The sequence below is a fragment of the Leclercia adecarboxylata genome, assembly GCF_035787115.1.
GTDB lineage: Bacteria > Pseudomonadota > Gammaproteobacteria > Enterobacterales > Enterobacteriaceae > Enterobacter > Enterobacter adecarboxylatus_E.
Genome location: NZ_JALKTL010000008.1, coordinates 85,008 through 100,627 on the forward strand (window position 1 = coordinate 85,008; position 15,620 = coordinate 100,627).

The 15,620-nt window shown below is 56.6% G+C and carries 11 protein-coding genes and 1 pseudogene; 1 reads left to right on the forward strand and 11 read right to left on the reverse strand.

All coding sequences use genetic code 11. The annotated features are described in order from the left end of the window. Positions 1-14: 14 nt before the first annotated feature. The 5 genes from glgA to asd form a co-directional block, all read right to left on the reverse strand. Positions 15-1,448, reverse strand: a complete 1,434-nt coding sequence (glgA, locus tag MXM41_RS20410) for a glycogen synthase GlgA (protein WP_325934017.1) — start codon at positions 1,446-1,448, stop codon at positions 15-17. Continuing rightward, positions 1,448-2,743, reverse strand: coding sequence for a glucose-1-phosphate adenylyltransferase (gene glgC, locus MXM41_RS20415; protein ID WP_325934019.1), 1,296 nt, complete (start codon positions 2,741-2,743; stop codon positions 1,448-1,450). The genes glgA and glgC overlap by 1 nt, the downstream gene beginning before the upstream one ends. An 18-nt stretch (positions 2,744-2,761) precedes the next feature. Then, a complete protein-coding gene (gene glgX / locus MXM41_RS20420) occupies positions 2,762-4,735 on the reverse strand; it encodes a glycogen debranching protein GlgX (RefSeq protein ID WP_325934020.1) in 1,974 nt (657 codons plus the stop codon). Further along, positions 4,732-6,918: a 1,4-alpha-glucan branching enzyme gene (glgB, locus tag MXM41_RS20425; protein ID WP_325934021.1), complete on the reverse strand. Its 2,187-nt coding sequence runs from the start codon at positions 6,916-6,918 to the stop codon at positions 4,732-4,734. The genes glgX and glgB overlap by 4 nt, the downstream gene beginning before the upstream one ends. A gap of 250 nt (positions 6,919-7,168) precedes the next feature. Then, positions 7,169-8,272 (reverse strand): aspartate-semialdehyde dehydrogenase, encoded by a 1,104-nt coding sequence (gene asd, locus MXM41_RS20430; protein WP_325934022.1) that lies wholly within the window; start codon positions 8,270-8,272, stop codon positions 7,169-7,171. 177 nt (positions 8,273-8,449) lie between these two features. On the opposite strand from asd, the gene yhgN reads away from it, so the two are divergent. Further along, entirely contained in the window at positions 8,450-9,043 is a 594-nt protein-coding gene (yhgN, locus tag MXM41_RS20435) for an NAAT family transporter YhgN (RefSeq protein WP_003861574.1), read from the forward strand. Positions 9,044-9,434: 391 nt separating this feature from the next. On the opposite strand, the pseudogene MXM41_RS20440 reads toward yhgN, so the two are convergent. From MXM41_RS20440 to MXM41_RS20465, 6 genes and pseudogenes are all read right to left on the reverse strand, one after another. Beyond that, a pseudogene (locus MXM41_RS20440) lies at positions 9,435-9,882 on the reverse strand (hypothetical protein). A 635-nt stretch (positions 9,883-10,517) separates the two neighbouring features. Continuing rightward, on the reverse strand, positions 10,518-11,858 hold the full coding sequence (gntU, locus tag MXM41_RS20445) for a gluconate transporter (protein ID WP_325934024.1): 1,341 nt from the start codon (positions 11,856-11,858) through the stop codon (positions 10,518-10,520). Between the two features lie 3 nt (positions 11,859-11,861). Beyond that, a complete protein-coding gene (gntK, locus tag MXM41_RS20450; RefSeq protein WP_325934025.1) occupies positions 11,862-12,389 on the reverse strand; it encodes a gluconokinase in 528 nt (175 codons plus the stop codon). Between the two features lie 126 nt (positions 12,390-12,515). Continuing rightward, positions 12,516-13,511, reverse strand: coding sequence for a gluconate operon transcriptional repressor GntR (gene gntR, locus MXM41_RS20455; protein WP_325934026.1), 996 nt, complete (start codon positions 13,509-13,511; stop codon positions 12,516-12,518). Positions 13,512-13,601: 90 nt separating this feature from the next. Then, entirely contained in the window at positions 13,602-14,297 is a 696-nt protein-coding gene (locus MXM41_RS20460) for a pirin family protein (protein WP_325934027.1), read from the reverse strand. A 123-nt stretch (positions 14,298-14,420) separates the two neighbouring features. After that, positions 14,421-15,458 carry an oxidoreductase gene (locus MXM41_RS20465; RefSeq protein WP_325934028.1) on the reverse strand — a complete coding sequence of 346 codons (1,038 nt, stop codon included), beginning with the start codon at positions 15,456-15,458 and terminating at the stop codon, positions 14,421-14,423. Positions 15,459-15,620 lie beyond the last annotated feature (162 nt).

A 15,620-nucleotide genomic window follows, 5' to 3' on the forward strand; every position in this document is an offset into this window, starting at 1 on the left:
TGATTCCAGCGTTGTTACATCAAGCGTTGATAAAGATCGCGGTAGGACTGCGCCGCAACTTGCCAGCTAAAATCCATGGCCATCGCCTGGCGCTGAACAAAACGCCATAAAGAAGGACGTGACCACAACACGAAGGCACGACGAATCGCACGTAATAGCGACCAGGCATTACTGTCCTCAAAGACAAAACCACTGGCTATTCCGTCTGCCAGGTTCTCCAGCGAGGTGTCGGATACGGTATCCGCCAGCCCGCCGGTACGACGCACCAGAGGCAGTGTGCCGTACTTCAGGCCATACAGCTGGGTTAAGCCGCAGGGCTCAAAACGACTCGGCACCAGGATAACGTCAGCGCCCCCCATGATGCGGTGGGAAAACGCTTCGTGATAGCCAATCTGCACCCCCACCTGCCCCGGATGTTCGGCAGCGGCGGCGAGGAAGCCCTCCTGCAGGACCGGATCGCCGGCCCCCAGCAGCGCCAGTTGTCCGCCCTGCTCCAGCAGGCCCGGTAGCGCTTCGAGCACCAGATCCAGCCCTTTCTGGCTGGTCAGACGGCTGACCACCGCAAACAGCGGCACCTTGTCGTTGACCTTCAGCCCCATGGCGACCTGCAGCTGACGTTTGTTCTCGGCCTTATCCTCCACCGAGTCGCGGTTATAGCGCGCGCCCAGCAGCAGATCGGTCTCCGGACTCCAGATTTTTTCATCCACGCCGTTCAGAATGCCTGACAGGCGGCCTTCGCGATGGCGCTGGCTCAGCAGGCCCTCCATTCCGTAGCCGAACTGCGCTTCGGTGATCTCCCGCGCGTACGTTGGGCTGACGGCGGTGATGTGATCGGCGTAGTAAAGCCCGGCCTTCAGGAAGGAGATCTGCCCATTGAATTCCAGCCCGTGAATATTAAAGAATGACCATGGCAAATCGATGTCATCCATATGTTTGGCTAAATACATTCCCTGATACGCCAGGTTGTGTACGGTAAAGACCGATTTCGCCGGATGACCACGCGCCGCCAGATACGCCGGGGCTAATCCGGCGTGCCAGTCGTGGGCATGTACCACGTCCGGACGCCAGAACGGATCCAGTCCGCAGGCCATCTCCGCTCCTACCCAGCCAAGCAGCGCGAAACGCAGCACGTTATCGGTATAGGCAAACAGGTTAGTGTCGTGATACGGGCTCCCTGGGCGATCATAGAGATGCGGCGCGTCAATCAGGTAGATGCCCACGCCGTTGTAATGACCAAAGAGTAATGTGATGCGCCCGGCAAAGGTCTCGCGGCGGCTGACAATCTGCGCGTCAGGCACGCCGCGACGAATATCTGGAAAAGCGGGTAACAGCACGCGAGTATCGACCCCACCGGCAATTTGCGCTGCCGGTAACGCCCCTATCACATCCGCCAACCCGCCGGTTTTCAGCAACGGGAACATCTCAGAACAAACGTGTAAAACCTGCATCATCGCTCCTGTTTGATCTGCAGTTTACGCAGCATTTCACGCGTAACCAGCACGATGCCTTCTTCTGAGCGGTAGAAACGGCGCGCGTCCTCTTCCGCATTTTCTCCAATTACCATGCCTTCCGGAATAACGCAGGCACGGTCGATAACGCAACGACGCAGGCGGCACGAGCGGCCGACCCAGACGTCCGGAAGCAATACTGATGAATCAATGTTGCAGAAGGAGTTCACCCGCACGCGCGGGAACAATACCGACTGCACCACTACCGAGCCGGAGATAATGCACCCGCCGGAGACCAGCGAATTCAGCGTCATGCCGTGGCTGCCCGAGCGGTCCTGAACAAATTTTGCCGGCGGCAGGGACTCCATGTGGGTGCGGATCGGCCAGTTATGGTCGTACATATCCAGCTCCGGCGTCACTGAGGCCAGATCGAGGTTGGCCTTCCAGTAGGCTTCCAGGGTTCCCACATCGCGCCAGTACGGTTCTGAATTCGGATCGGACTGCACGCAGGACAACGGGAAGGGATGTGCATAGGCCATGCCAGATTTGGTGATTTTCGGGATGATATCTTTGCCGAAGTCGTGGCTGGATTTTTCGTCCTTGTCGTCCTCTTCCAGCAGCTGATAAAGGTAATCTGCATCAAAGACATAGATCCCCATGCTGGCAAGTGCCTTAGTGTCATCTCCCGGCATCGAAGGTGGGTTCGCCGGTTTTTCCACGAAATCGATCACCTTGTCGTTTTCATCCACCGCCATCACGCCAAACGCCGTCGCCTCGGCAACGGGCACCGGCATACAGGCCACGGTGCAACGCGCTCCTTTTTCGACGTGGTCGATCAGCATGCGCGAGTAGTCCTGCTTGTAGATGTGATCCCCGGCGAGGATCACCACATACTCAGCGTCATAGCGACGGATAATATCGAGGTTCTGCGTGACCGCATCGGCGGTGCCGCGGTACCAGTTTTCGCCGTGTACGCGCTGCTGTGCAGGCAACAGGTCGACAAACTCGTTCATCTCCTCACTGAAGAACGACCAGCCGCGCTGAATATGCTGCACCAGGGTGTGTGACTGATACTGGGTGATCACGCCAATACGGCGAATGCCTGAGTTAATACAATTTGACAGAGCAAAATCGATAATACGGAATTTACCGCCAAAGTGGACGGCGGGTTTGGCGCGCTTGATCGTTAAATCTTTTAATCGGGTACCGCGGCCGCCAGCAAGAATCAGGGCAACAGATTTCAATGGCAACTGACGCGCCAACATTAGAGGGTCGTTCTTATCTAACCTAACCATGATCAACTCCTTTTATTATCATCTCTGGAATACACATACACCGTGCGCAGGCCCATGCCAGACAGTCATAACGACCGGATTATCCTCTCCGGCAAATGGGGGGATAGCCCGCCACTCCCCTTCAGGTAAAATAATTTCTGCGACCTCATCTGTGGCGTTGAGGGTGATGAGCCAGCAATCCGAAAGCAGGATTTGCAGGCGCGGCACGCCGCTCTGCCACTCGTGCGCTCCTAATGGTTGCGCCTTTTTATTTAACCAGCGAACGTTGCCGTCGCCCTCTTCCCACCACCGATCCTGGGTGAGCGCCGGGATCTGCTTACGCAGATGAACCAGCGCGGCAGTAAAGGCCATTAATCCCTCGTTGGCCTGCTGCCAGTCGAGCCAGGTTAACGCGTTATCCTGGCAATAAGCATTGTTGTTGCCGTGCTGACTGTGGCCATGTTCATCGCCCGCCAGCAGCATCGGCGTTCCCTGTGACAGTAAAAGCGTTGTCAGCAGCGCATGTACGCTCGCGCGGCGCCGCTCAATCACATCCAGATTGCCACTTAACCCTTCAACACCATGATTAAAACTGTGGTTATTGAAGGTGCCGTCACGGTTTTCTTCGCCGTTTGCTTCATTGTGTTTCTGATTGAAACAAACGCAGTCACGCAGGGTAAAACCGTCGTGCGCCGTCAACAGGTTGATCGACGCGGAAGGCAAACGTCCGTTGCGCTTAAACACATCGCTGGAGGCGGCGAAACGCCCGGCAAACGTCCCCAAAGAGAGATCGCGCGCCAGCCAGAAGCGGCGCGCGGCGTCACGATAGTGATCGTTCCACTCCGCAAACAGCGGCGGGAAGTTTCCCACCTGGTAACCGCCCGGGCCGACATCCCAGGGTTCAGCAATCAGCTTCACCCGGGAGAGCAGCGGACAGTTTTTTATGGCCTCAAACAGCGGCGCCTGCTGGCTGTATTCCGGCGTGCGTCCCATCACCGACGCCAGGTCAAAACGAAAACCGTCGATATGGAAGGTTTCAACCCAGTATTTCAGGCACGCATGCGCATAGTCTGTTACCGCCGGATGGCTGAGATTGAGGGTGTTACCGCAACCGGTCCAGTTGTGATAATCGCCGTCCTCTCTTAACCAATAATAGCTAGGGTTATCAATTCCGCGCAGGGAGAACGTCGGCCCCTCAAGATCCAGCTCGGCGCTGTGGTTGAGGACGATATCCAGAATGACCTCAATACCCGCTTCGTGTAGCGCCTTCACCGCATCACGAAACTCATCTCTCGCCTGCTCAGGATGTGAGGCGTAGCGCGGATCGAGGGCAAACATTGCCATCGGGTTATAGCCCCAGTAGTTGGTCAGACCGAGGCGTTGCAGGCGCGGCTCGCTGGCGAAATGGGCCACCGGCAATAATTCCAGGGCGGTGATACCAAGCTGCTTAAAATAGGTAATCATCGCCGGATGGCTGAGCGCTTTGTAGGTGCCGCGGATCGCTTCCGGGATATCCGGGTGCAGCCAGGTCAGCCCTTTGACGTGCGCTTCATAGATGACCGTATCACCCCACGGCGTGTTGGGCGCGGCGTCCTCTTCCCAGTCGTAATGATCGTTTATCACCACGCTTTTGGGCGCCACGGGCGCGCTGTCACGGTGATCCGGGGAATCTTTACCGCAATGCAGCAGGACATCGTCGTTCAGCGTGCCGTCAACCTGATACGCGTACGGGTCGAGCAGCAGCTTCGCCGGGTTAAAGCGCAGACCCTTCGCCGGATCCCAGGGCCCATAAACCCGAAAGCCATAGCGCATGCCGGGGCGGGCATGTTCCAGATAGCCGTGCCAGATATCGCCGCTGCGCGCCACCAGATCGTAGCGATGTTCAATGCCTTTGCCGTCAAACACACAGAGTTCAACCCGATCCGCGTGGGCGGAAAAGAGAGTGAAATTCACACCCTTCCCGTCATAGCACGCGCCGAGCGGTGCGGGTTTACCTGCAGTGAGTTGCGTCATTCCCCCTCCCGGACCAGCCAGATAGTGGCTAACGGCGGTAGCGTAATGCTCAGGGATTGTGAACGGCCATGGCTCTCCTGCTCATCGCTCTGCACCAGCCCACCGTTACCCGCATTGCTGCCGTGATAATGCATAGAGTCGGTGTTCAGCACCTCGCGCCATTTGCCCGGCTGATTGATACCGAAACGGTAATGATGGCGCGTCACCGGCGTGAAGTTACTGGCGACGATAATTTCATTGCCCGCTTTGTCACGGCGGACAAAGACCAGCACCGAACGCTCATGGTCATCCACCACCAGCCACTCAAAGCCGTAATCATCAAAGTCGAGCTCGTGCAGAGCCTTGTGGTGGCGGTAGGTATGGTTGAGGTCGCGGACCAGGCGCTGAACGCCGTGGTGCCAGTTGTCGCCCCCTTCCAGCAGGTGCCAGTCGAGGCTCGAATCGTGGTTCCACTCGCGGCCCTGGGCGAACTCGTTGCCCATAAACAGCAGCTTTTTGCCCGGGAAGGCAAACATCCAGCCGTAGTAGGCGCGCAGGTTGGCAAATTTCTGCCAGGCGTCGCCCGGCATGCGGTCGAGAATCGATTTTTTGCCGTGAACCACTTCATCGTGAGAAAGCGGCAGGACAAAGTTTTCGGTGCTGTTATAGAGCATGCCGAAGGTCAGTTTGTCATGGTGATACTGACGGTGCACCGGATCCAGCTTCATGTAATCCAGGGTGTCGTGCATCCAGCCCAGGTTCCACTTGTACCAGAAGCCAAGGCCGCCCATTGAAGGTGGACGGGAGACGCCCGGAAAATCCGTCGACTCTTCGGCCATCGTCACCGCACCCGGCGCCTGTTCGCCGAGAATGCGGTTGGTGCTGCGCAGAAACTCAATCGCTTCGAGGTTCTCACGCCCCCCGAATTCGTTCGGGATCCACTCGCCCTCTTTGCGGCTGTAGTCGCGATAGATCATCGACGCTACGGCATCCACGCGCAGGGCATCAATGCCGAAACGCTCGATCCAGTAGAGGGCATTGCCCACCAGGTAGTTCGTCACTTCCCGACGGCCATAGTTGTAGATCAGGGTATTCCAGTCCTGGTGATAACCTTCCCGCGGGTCACTGTGCTCATACAGGCTGGTGCCGTCGAATTTCGCCAGGCCAAAATCATCGGACGGGAAGTGGCCCGGTACCCAGTCGAGGATCACGTTCAGCCCGGCGGCGTGGGCCGCGTTGATGAAGTAGCGGAAGTCATCGCGGGTGCCGAAACGGCGGGTCGGGGCATACATCCCGGTGGGCTGGTAACCCCAGCTGCCGTCAAACGGATGTTCGTTGACCGGCAATAGCTCCAGGTGGGTAAAGCCCATCCACTTCACGTATGGGATCAGCTGGTCGGCAAGCTCCCGGTAGCTGAGCCAGAAGTTGTTATCGGTATGACGACGCCAGGAGCCAAGATGGACTTCATAAATGGAGATCGGCATATCGAACTGGTTCGCCCGGATGCGCTCTTCGCTCTGGTCAACTTTCTCTGGCAGGCCGCAAATCAGAGACGCCGTTTCCGGGCGCATCTGTGCCTCGAAGGCATAAGGGTCGGCCTTGATGCGCAGCTCGCCGTGCGCATCGATCATCTCATATTTATAGAGCTGACCGTTCTGGGCGCCGGGGATAAACAGCTCCCAGATACCGGTTTCACGCCGCAGCCGCATCGGATGGCGACGGCCATCCCAGTAGTTGAACTGCCCCACCACGGAGACGCGGCGGGCATTCGGTGCCCAGACGGTAAAGCGGGTGCCGGTGACGCCATCCATCGTGTCAGCATGGGCGCCAAGCGTTTCATAAGGTCGCAGGTGCGTACCTTCAGACAGCAGCCAGGCATCCATCTCCTGCAACAGCGGACCAAAACGATAAGGATCGTCGATCAGATTCTGTTGCCCGTGCCAGATCACAGCGAGCTGATAGCGGAAGAAGTTTTTACGGCGGGCCATCACGCCAGCGAAAAAGCCGCGTGAATCGATACATTCGAGTTTCCCGACCTTGCGGCCGGTTTTAGGTTCAATCACCCACACTTCCGTTGCGTCAGGTAACAGTGCCCGGACTTCCAGTCCGGCTTCAGTGCGGTGCATGCCAAGTACCGAAAACGGATCGGCAAAATGACCCGCAATAAGCGCATTAATCACGTCTCTATCAATACGAACGGACATGGTATTCATCCTGTTTTTTTAGTTGCCGCCCCTTTCGCGCGCCGGGTACGGCTTTGATGTGACCTGAACGGAACAGCACACTGTGCATCCTCTCTGTTCCGTTCAACCTCCAGGCGGAATATGTGGCATCCCGCATAAAGCATAGCCAACGCTTTATATGACTCCCGAAAAATTATGGACCATTTGGCGTTTACTCCATGTATTACGCAAAAAAAGGGGTGATAAATCACCCCTTAGTATTAAGTATTTATTACGCCAGCTGGCGCAGCATTCTGCGCAGCGGTTCGGCGGCACCCCACAGAAGCTGGTCACCGACGGTAAAGGCGGACAGGTATTCCGGCCCCATATTGAGTTTACGCAGGCGCCCAACCGGGGTAGATAATGTGCCGGTCACTGCGGCAGGCGTCAGCTCACGCATGGTGATGTCGCGGTCGTTTGGCACCACTTTCGCCCACTGATTGTGCGACGCGAGCAGTTCTTCCACCGTTGGAATAGACACATCTTTTTTCAGTTTAATGGTGAATGCCTGGCTGTGGCAGCGCAGCGCGCCGATGCGTACGCACAGGCCGTCAACCGGGATCGCGGAAGCGGTGCGCAGGATTTTGTTGGTCTCGGCCTGACCTTTCCACTCTTCGCGGGTCTGGCCGTTGTCCAGCTGCTTGTCGATCCAGGGGATCAGGCCACCGGCCAGCGGTACGCCGAAGTTATCCACCGGCAGCTCGCCGCTGCGGGTCAGCTGAGTGACTTTGCGCTCGATATCGAGAATCGCGGACGCTGGATTAGCCAGTTCATGCGCAACGCTTGCGTGCAGCTGGCCCATCTGGGTCAACAGCTCGCGCATATGACGCGCGCCGCCGCCGGAGGCCGCCTGGTAAGTGGCCACAGAGACCCACTCCACCAGATCCTGAGCAAACAGGCCGCCCAGCGACATCAGCATCAGGCTGACGGTGCAGTTGCCGCCGACGAAGGTTTTCACGCCGTTATTCAGGCCGTCGGTGATGACATCCTGGTTAACCGGGTCAAGAATAATGATGGCATCGTCTTTCATGCGCAGTGAAGAGGCCGCGTCAATCCAGTAGCCCTGCCAGCCGCTTTCACGAAGCTTAGGATAAATTTCGTTGGTATAATCGCCGCCCTGACAGGTAACGATAATGTCCAGTGCCTTCAACGCTTCCAGATCGTAAGCATCCTGCAACGTGCCTGTGGTATTCCCAAAGGACGGTGCAGCCTGGCCGAGCTGGGAAGTGGAGAAGAAGACCGGACGGATAGCGTCGAAATCGCGCTCTTCAACCATGCGTTGCATGAGTACAGAGCCGACCATACCGCGCCAGCCGATAAAACCAACGTTTTTCATAGCATTTTTTTCCTGCAGAGGGTGTGTGCTGTTTATGCAAGCCAGTATTGAACTGGGATATGCTTCACATTACAAAATGCTGCCAAAGTCGCAAGCGAAATTAATCGATGATTGCCCGGCTATCAGAAAAAGAGCTTATCATCGGAGAAACCATACAAGTATCAGGGATAACCTACGATGAGCGAAATCATTTCCGCAGCTGTTTTATTGATCCTGATTATGGATCCACTCGGAAACCTGCCTATTTTCATGTCGGTGCTGAAACACACCGAGCCGAAGCGCCGTCGGGCCATCATGATTCGCGAGCTGCTCATCGCCCTGTTGGTTATGTTTATCTTTCTGTTTGCGGGCGAGAAAATTCTCGCGTTCCTGAACTTACGCGCTGAAACGGTCTCCATTTCCGGCGGCATTATTCTGTTTTTAATCGCTATCAAGATGATATTTCCCAGCGCCGAGGGGAGCAGCAGCGGCCTGCCGGCGGGTGAGGAGCCGTTTATTGTGCCGCTGGCTATTCCTCTGGTCGCCGGGCCGACAATCCTGGCGACGCTGATGCTGCTGTCGCATCAGTATCCGAATCAGATGAGCCATCTGGTGATTGCGCTGCTGATCGCCTGGGGCGGGACCTTTATCATTTTGCTGCAGTCGTCGCTGTTTTTACGCCTGCTGGGGGAGAAAGGGGTGAATGCGCTGGAGCGGCTGATGGGATTGATTCTGGTGATGATGGCGACGCAGATGTTTTTGGATGGGATTCGGGCGTGGATGAAGGGGTAACACGGACAGTCCCCTCGCCCCTTTGGGGAGAGGGTTAGGGTGAGGGGAACATGCGGCAGAAGTGGTAATTCCGTTCACCTCACGTTCCTTGCTTCTCTGTCACAACAGAACCGGTGAACGTGCCAGGGTGGCTCAATCGCCACCACCCTGGCTACCCGGGCTACCGGCAAGAAAATCGCCGCTTCGCGGTGCCTTCGTCTTTTTCCCTCCGGCTATCGGGTCGGGCACCAGCCTGCATCCATGCAGGCTATGCCCTCTCGGCGCGTCCATGCGCCTCGCCCCGGCCTGCGGGAAACGACTCAGCGATTTTCAGCCGGACCTGGGTGTCGCTGTAACGTCTTATTTTTTCTTTAATATGCCATCGCTTTAAGTGTGGCGTTGCCGTTTGTTTTTACAGTGGTATAACGCCTTCCCCGGTGCGCAGCCAGCGCGGTGCTTTTAGCGTATCGCTATAAAATCCCACCAGTTCCTGGAGTAAATCTCCTGCCACTCTTTCATCACTTTTTGACAGCGATTGGCTTAACAGCAGTTGTGTTAATAGCTGGCAATAGCGCCCTATTTGATCCGCTTCCGGTTCAAATACGGGCTGTTCCAGCGGTAAGTCATCCACCGTCAGGCTCGCCTTTAAATGCTCGGGAACAGGTTCAAGCAAAGTTGGCTGAAGCAGATTAAGACAGGCAGAAAGTCGCCCGCACAGCGCCATTTTTTTTGGCCGGCTCGTCGCATTCAACCAGTGCATCAACAAAGCGTGCACAGTTGTCTGCCAGATCGGTGAAATCCGTGTTGTGATCGAAGGGTGCGGTGAATAAAGAGTGAGAAAAGCTAAGGGTAGTAGTCATAAGACAGCCTCTGATGAGTTAATTTGACCACCACAGAAGGGACCAACCTTACTGGTGATGGACTGAACGGAGTTGGTCCTACCGGCCTCATCAGCTACCGGCGCACCTTGCGGCGCCACCGTCCAGCCCACCATTGAGGTGTAACGGGCTGCGCGATAAAAACGAGCTTTATCACGGATGAGAATAACAGGGGACCAACCCTGACGCCTGATTTTGCAGGCGTGGCGAGAAGATACCGCGTTGCCTTTTGTGTATCAAGCGAGGCTCTGGAAGGCTGCTCGCATAACCAAAAATTAAATCTTCAGCGGCGAAAATATCCAGGTAAGCACAACACCCGCAGCGGCTCCCTGGTCCGGCTGAAAATCGCCGAAGCGTTGACTGGAGGCCGGGGCGAGGCGCAGGGATGCGCCGGGAGGGGGCGAACAATCCGCGAAGCGGCGATTTTCTTTGCCGGGAGCCGGGGTGGTCAGGGGGGCGGCGGCGAGCCCCCCTGACACGTTCACGGGTGACGTGGCATACAGAGAAGCATTAAACGTAAAGTGAACGGAACCACCAACAGAGCCGCATGTTCCCCTCACCCTAACCCTCTCCCCAGAGGGGCGAGGGGATTGCATTAATTTGTGAAGAAAACAGCCTCAGCTCAGTAGCGTAAACGCTATCATCCCCACAATCGCACCCGTCGTCCCGAGGATCGTCTCCATCAGCGTCCAGGTCTTCAGCGTCTGCGCTTCGGTCGCCCCGGTAAACTTACCAAACAACCAGAACCCCGCATCGTTGACGTGGGACACCACGATAGACCCGCCTGCGATACAGATAGACAGCGCCGCCATCTGCGCGCCGGAGTAGTTCAGCTGCTCGATAACCGGCATCACCAGACCGACGGCGGTTAAGCAGGCCACGGTCGCGGACCCCTGAATGATACGCACCGCCGCGGCCAGCACGAAACAGGTCAGCGCGATCGGCAGGCCCATCCCGGTCAGGGCGCTACCCAGCGCCGGACCCACGCCGGAATCCACCAGCACCTGCTTGAACACGCCGCCCGCACCAATCACCAGCAGAATAATACCCGCCGGTTGCAGCGCTGCACCGCAGATCTCCATCACCCTGTCTTTCGGCATTCCCTGACGCATCGCCAGGCCGTAAATCGCCACCAGACAGGCCACCAGGATCGCGGTGAACGGATGGCCAATAAACTCAAACCACTCGTAAGCACTCGAGCCCATCGGCACAAAGCGCGCGGCGATGGTTTTCAGCCCGACCAGCACCAGCGGCAGCAGGATCAGCGCCAGGCTAAAGCCGAAGGACGGCATTTTGCCCTCGCCCAGATGCGGCTCGGTGATGTCGTCGGGAATGTGCAGCTCAACGTAGCGGCTGATGAAATTGCCCCACAGCGGACCGGCGATAATCATCCCCGGAATAGCCGCGCACAGGCCAATTAAGATCATCCAGCCAAAGTCGGCGTGCATCTGGGAAGCCAGCAGCATCGGCGCCGGTCCCGGCAGCAGGAACGCCGCGGCGGCGGCTACGCCTGCAAACAGCGGGATCACCAGCTTCACGAGGTTGGTGCCGGTGTGGCGCGCCATGGAAAACGCCACGCTAATCAACAGCACCACCGCCACCTCAAAGAACAACGGCAGGGCGCAAATCAGACCAGCCAGACCAATCGCGTAGTGCGCCCGGCTGTGGCCGAAGGATTTCAGCATTTTGACGGCGATCTGATCGACCGCGCCCGTCTCATGCAGGATCTTGCCAAACATCGCGCCCAGCGCGACCACAATCGCCAGGAAACCCAGCGTGCCTCCCATCCCTTTTTCCATGGTTGCCGCAATTTTATCGAGCGGCATACCGGAGAAGAGACCTGCGCCAATAGACACCACCATCAACGCCACAAAAGCATGCATACGCGCTTTCATGACTAAAAACAGCAGCAGCAATACGGAGCCTACTGCTGTCAAAACAAGCGTTAAAGTACTCAAAACTTACTGCCTTTTATTAATGACCTCGATGGTGCTTGCCACCACACCTTCCAGCGGTTGGTCTATATCGACCACCAGCACGTCGCTTTCGTCAGCGCCCGGCTCCTGCAACGTTTCAAACTGCGTCACCAGCATCTGGGTCTTGAAGAAGTGCCCTTTACGCGCCTTCAGACGGGTTTCAATCACGTCAAAATCGCCCTTCAGGTAGATGAAGGAAAGGTTTGCATTCCCTTCGCGCAGCTGGTCGCGGTAGGTTTTTTTCAGCGCGGAGCAGACGATCAGCGACACTTTGTTGGTGCGCTGCATGGCAAACGCCGCATCGTTCAGCGCCTGCAGCCAGGGTTTGCGATCGTCGTCGTTCAGCGGTTCGCCGGAGGCCATCTTGTTGATGTTGCTGCGCGGATGCAGAAAATCGCCATCCAGAAATGCGGCATGGATTTGATGCGCCACTTCGCTGGCAACGGCAGATTTACCGCTACCGGAAACGCCCATCAGGACATAAACGTGGTGATCGGGGTTGGTCGTGCTCAAAGTATGTCCCTCAGTCAATTGTTACGGGTAACAGTTATCGGTAACATTGTCCTGCCGGGGCTAAAGAGAAGCAATATCCAAACGTGCGCGAAGTGAATAAGTGTGAACTAGCTCAAATTTGTCACGCTAGATTGAACCACCCGGTGACAACGTGAAACCTAAATCTAACATTTTAGGCGTCACCACTTCACCACGAATGCGCGCCAGCAGGCGTTCCGCACCGATCCGGCCCATGCGCTCTCGCGGCGTCAGGACGCTCGCCAGACGCGGCTCCATGACCTGACCGATATCGTGGCCGTGGAAACCGGCAATCGCCATATCCTGCGGGATTGAAAGCCCCAGACGCTGGCATTCAAAGGCGGCGCCGACCGCAAGGTCATCGTTGGTACAGAAGATGCCATCAAGCTGCGGATACTCACGGCGGGCCTGACGCATTAATTCAATGCCCGAGGTGTAGGAAGAGGACTGCTCAACCATCACGCTGTAGGGCGTTAAGCTCGCGTCGAGCATCGCCTGCTCGTATCCCTTTTGTTTGATGATAGTACGTTCATCCAGACGTGCGCCAAGATAGGCGACATGACGATGACCGCGGGCGATGATCGCCGCCGTCATCTGCCGCGCGGCTTCAAAGTTATCGAACCCGACGGCGATATCGAGACAGGGGGAGCGGCTATCCATCAGTTCGACCACCGGAATACCCGCCACTTCGATCATCTTCAGGGTGCGGGGGGTGTGGGTGCGTTCAGTGAGGATCAGGCCGTCAATGTTCCAGGAGAGCATCGACTCCAGACGCTCCTCTTCCAGCTCCGGTTTATAACCGTAGTGGGCGAGCATGGTCTGATAGCCAAACGCATCGGTGACGCTTTCAATGCCGCGAAGCACTTCGGCGAAAACCTGGTTGGTTAAGGAGGGAAGCAGGACACCCACCGCGCGGCTGGTGGCGTTGGAGAGAATATCCGGGGCGCGGTTAGGAATATAACCCAGTTCATCGAGAGCAGCGGCAATCTTGCCACGTAACGCGACGGAGACCTGCTCCGGGTTACGTAAAAAACGGCTGACCGTCATTTTAGTCACACCGACGCGATCGGCTACATCCTGAAGTACGGGGCGTTTCTTTTTCATCGTCCTGAGAAATCTTGAGTGAGAGATTTTCTCAGTTTATCACGGACAAAGCGCAACCTTCCCCGTTTAAAGGGAAGGTTGCGTAATTATTTAGACCGGCGGCAGATCGAACAGCAGAATTTCAGCGGCGCTGTCGGCCTGGACAGAGATCGCCTGCTCATCCCAGATGGCCAGACCATCGCTGGTGGTGGCTTTGGTGCCGTTGATGGTCACGTCGCCCTTCACCACCTGGATCCACACTTTGCGATTGGCGGCAATCTGGTGCACAGACTGCTCATCTTTCGCCAGCGCCCAGCGATAAAGCTCCATATCCTGATGCACTTTCAGCGAGCCGTCACGCGCATCCGGTGAAAGCACCAGCTGTTTACCCTGCTGCGCGTCAAAGCGGCGTTGCTCGTAGCGTGGGGTGATGCCTTTCGCTTCCGGAATGATCCAGATCTGGTACAGGCGCAGACGGTCGGTTTTGCTTGGGTTGTATTCGGAGTGACGTACCCCGGTACCCGCGCTCATAATCTGAAACTCACCCGCCGGAACCTGCTCTTTGTTCCCCATGCTGTCCTGGTGCTCCACCGCCCCTTCCAGCACATAGGTCAGGATTTCCATGTCTTTGTGCGGGTGGGTACCGAAGCCCTGACCTGCGTCAATCACGTCATCGTTAATCACGCGCAGTGCCGAGAAGCCCATAAAATTCGGGTCATAATAATCGGCGAACGAGAAGCTGTGCCATGAGTCCAGCCAGCCATGATTTGCGTGTCCACGGTCGTTTGCTTTGCGTAAGAAAATCATTGTTTTTACCCTCAGTTCGTTTCGATGGAGTAAGTGTGGACGCAATCGACCTGGGATCATAGAGGGTGAAAATTGACTCCTCTGTTCAAAATATCTGAACAAGCACAGAGGAGTCATTCAGGCTTATCTGGCAAGGGTTATTGTCGCAGGCGAAGCCTGTTCAAAAGCCCGTTCAAGGAGTTCAAGATTGGTCATCACTTCAATTTCCTTGACGTAATTTGGCGCGCCCTCCGTCAGGGTGGCATACAGCGCATCGTAGACCTGGCCATAGTCGCCGGTGCCCGGTTTGATCTCCTCTTTCACCGTCACACCCGCGTCGTTGACGTACTCCAGCACGCCCACGGAATCGTCCGCTGCAAACCCCGGCTCGCCCGGCATGATGTTGGCCTTCAGGCTGGTCTCCTGCTGGTCGATACCGTATTTGATAAACGAGCCTCTGGTGCCGTGAACGATGAATTTCGGGTAGTCGATTTTCACCAGATGGCTGGTTTTAACGATCGCCTTCAGATCGCCATAGAACAGCTGCGCTTCGAAGGTATCGTCCGGGTTGGCCTTGTTACGCAGGCTGCGGATGTCATAGGCCGCGTGGTCCGGACGGCCAAACAGGGAGATGATCTGGTCCATCGTGTGCACGCCAAGGCCATAGAACGAGCCATCCTGCGGCAGGCCGGGTTTGGTCTCCGCCACCGGACGGTAGTAATCGAAGTGGCTTTCGATTTCGACGATCTCGCCCAGCTTGCCGCTCTCGATGGCCTGTTTTGCGGTGAGGAAGCAGGTATCAAAGCGACGGTTCTGGTACGGCGATACGGTCAGCCCTTTGCTGCGGGCCAGCTCGAAGAGTTCTTTCGCCTCGGCCATCGTCGGCGTAAACGGCTTTTCCACCAGCACGTTTTTACCGGCTTCCAGCGCGCGTTTCGCGTATTCAAAATGGCTGTCGGCATGGGTACAGACAATCACCAGTTTGACCTCGGGATCGTTCAGCACCTCGTCGAGATCGCTGGTGAAATGAATATGAGAATACTGCGGGGACTGCTCTTCCGGTTTCGGGTGGCGGCGGAAGATATGCGCCACGTGCCAGCTGGCTTTACGGGTGAGAACATACGGCAGGTGATAGCGGGTGGTACTTTTGCCAAATCCAATAAATGCGCAGTGTAGTGTCATCAGTCAGTCCTTTTTTGAGATTGCTGAGACTTACCATAGCGCAAGTTTTCCCCTCACCCCAGCTTCAGTCCTGAAGAGCGGACAAAAAAAAGCCAGCTAAAAGCTGGCTAAAATAATACTGGAAGCAATGTGAGCAATGTCGTGCTTTCAGGTTTCCGTCGC

What these genes read in the sequence shown, in the direction of transcription:
- glgA (WP_325934017.1), bottom strand. Translation starts at nt 1,448, where the DNA reads ATGCAGGTTTTACACGTTTGTTCTGAGATGTTCCCGTTGCTGAAAACC.
- glgC (WP_325934019.1), bottom strand. Translation starts at nt 2,743, where the DNA reads ATGGTTAGGTTAGATAAGAACGACCCTCTAATGTTGGCGCGTCAGTTG.
- glgX (WP_325934020.1), bottom strand. Translation starts at nt 4,735, where the DNA reads ATGACGCAACTCACTGCAGGTAAACCCGCACCGCTCGGCGCGTGCTAT.
- glgB (WP_325934021.1), bottom strand. Translation starts at nt 6,918, where the DNA reads ATGTCCGTTCGTATTGATAGAGACGTGATTAATGCGCTTATTGCGGGT.
- asd (WP_325934022.1), bottom strand. Translation starts at nt 8,272, where the DNA reads ATGAAAAACGTTGGTTTTATCGGCTGGCGCGGTATGGTCGGCTCTGTA.
- yhgN (WP_003861574.1), top strand. Translation starts at nt 8,450, where the DNA reads ATGAGCGAAATCATTTCCGCAGCTGTTTTATTGATCCTGATTATGGAT.
- gntR (WP_325934026.1), bottom strand. Translation starts at nt 13,511, where the DNA reads ATGAAAAAGAAACGCCCCGTACTTCAGGATGTAGCCGATCGCGTCGGT.
- MXM41_RS20460 (WP_325934027.1), bottom strand. Translation starts at nt 14,297, where the DNA reads ATGATTTTCTTACGCAAAGCAAACGACCGTGGACACGCAAATCATGGC.
- MXM41_RS20465 (WP_325934028.1), bottom strand. Translation starts at nt 15,458, where the DNA reads ATGACACTACACTGCGCATTTATTGGATTTGGCAAAAGTACCACCCGC.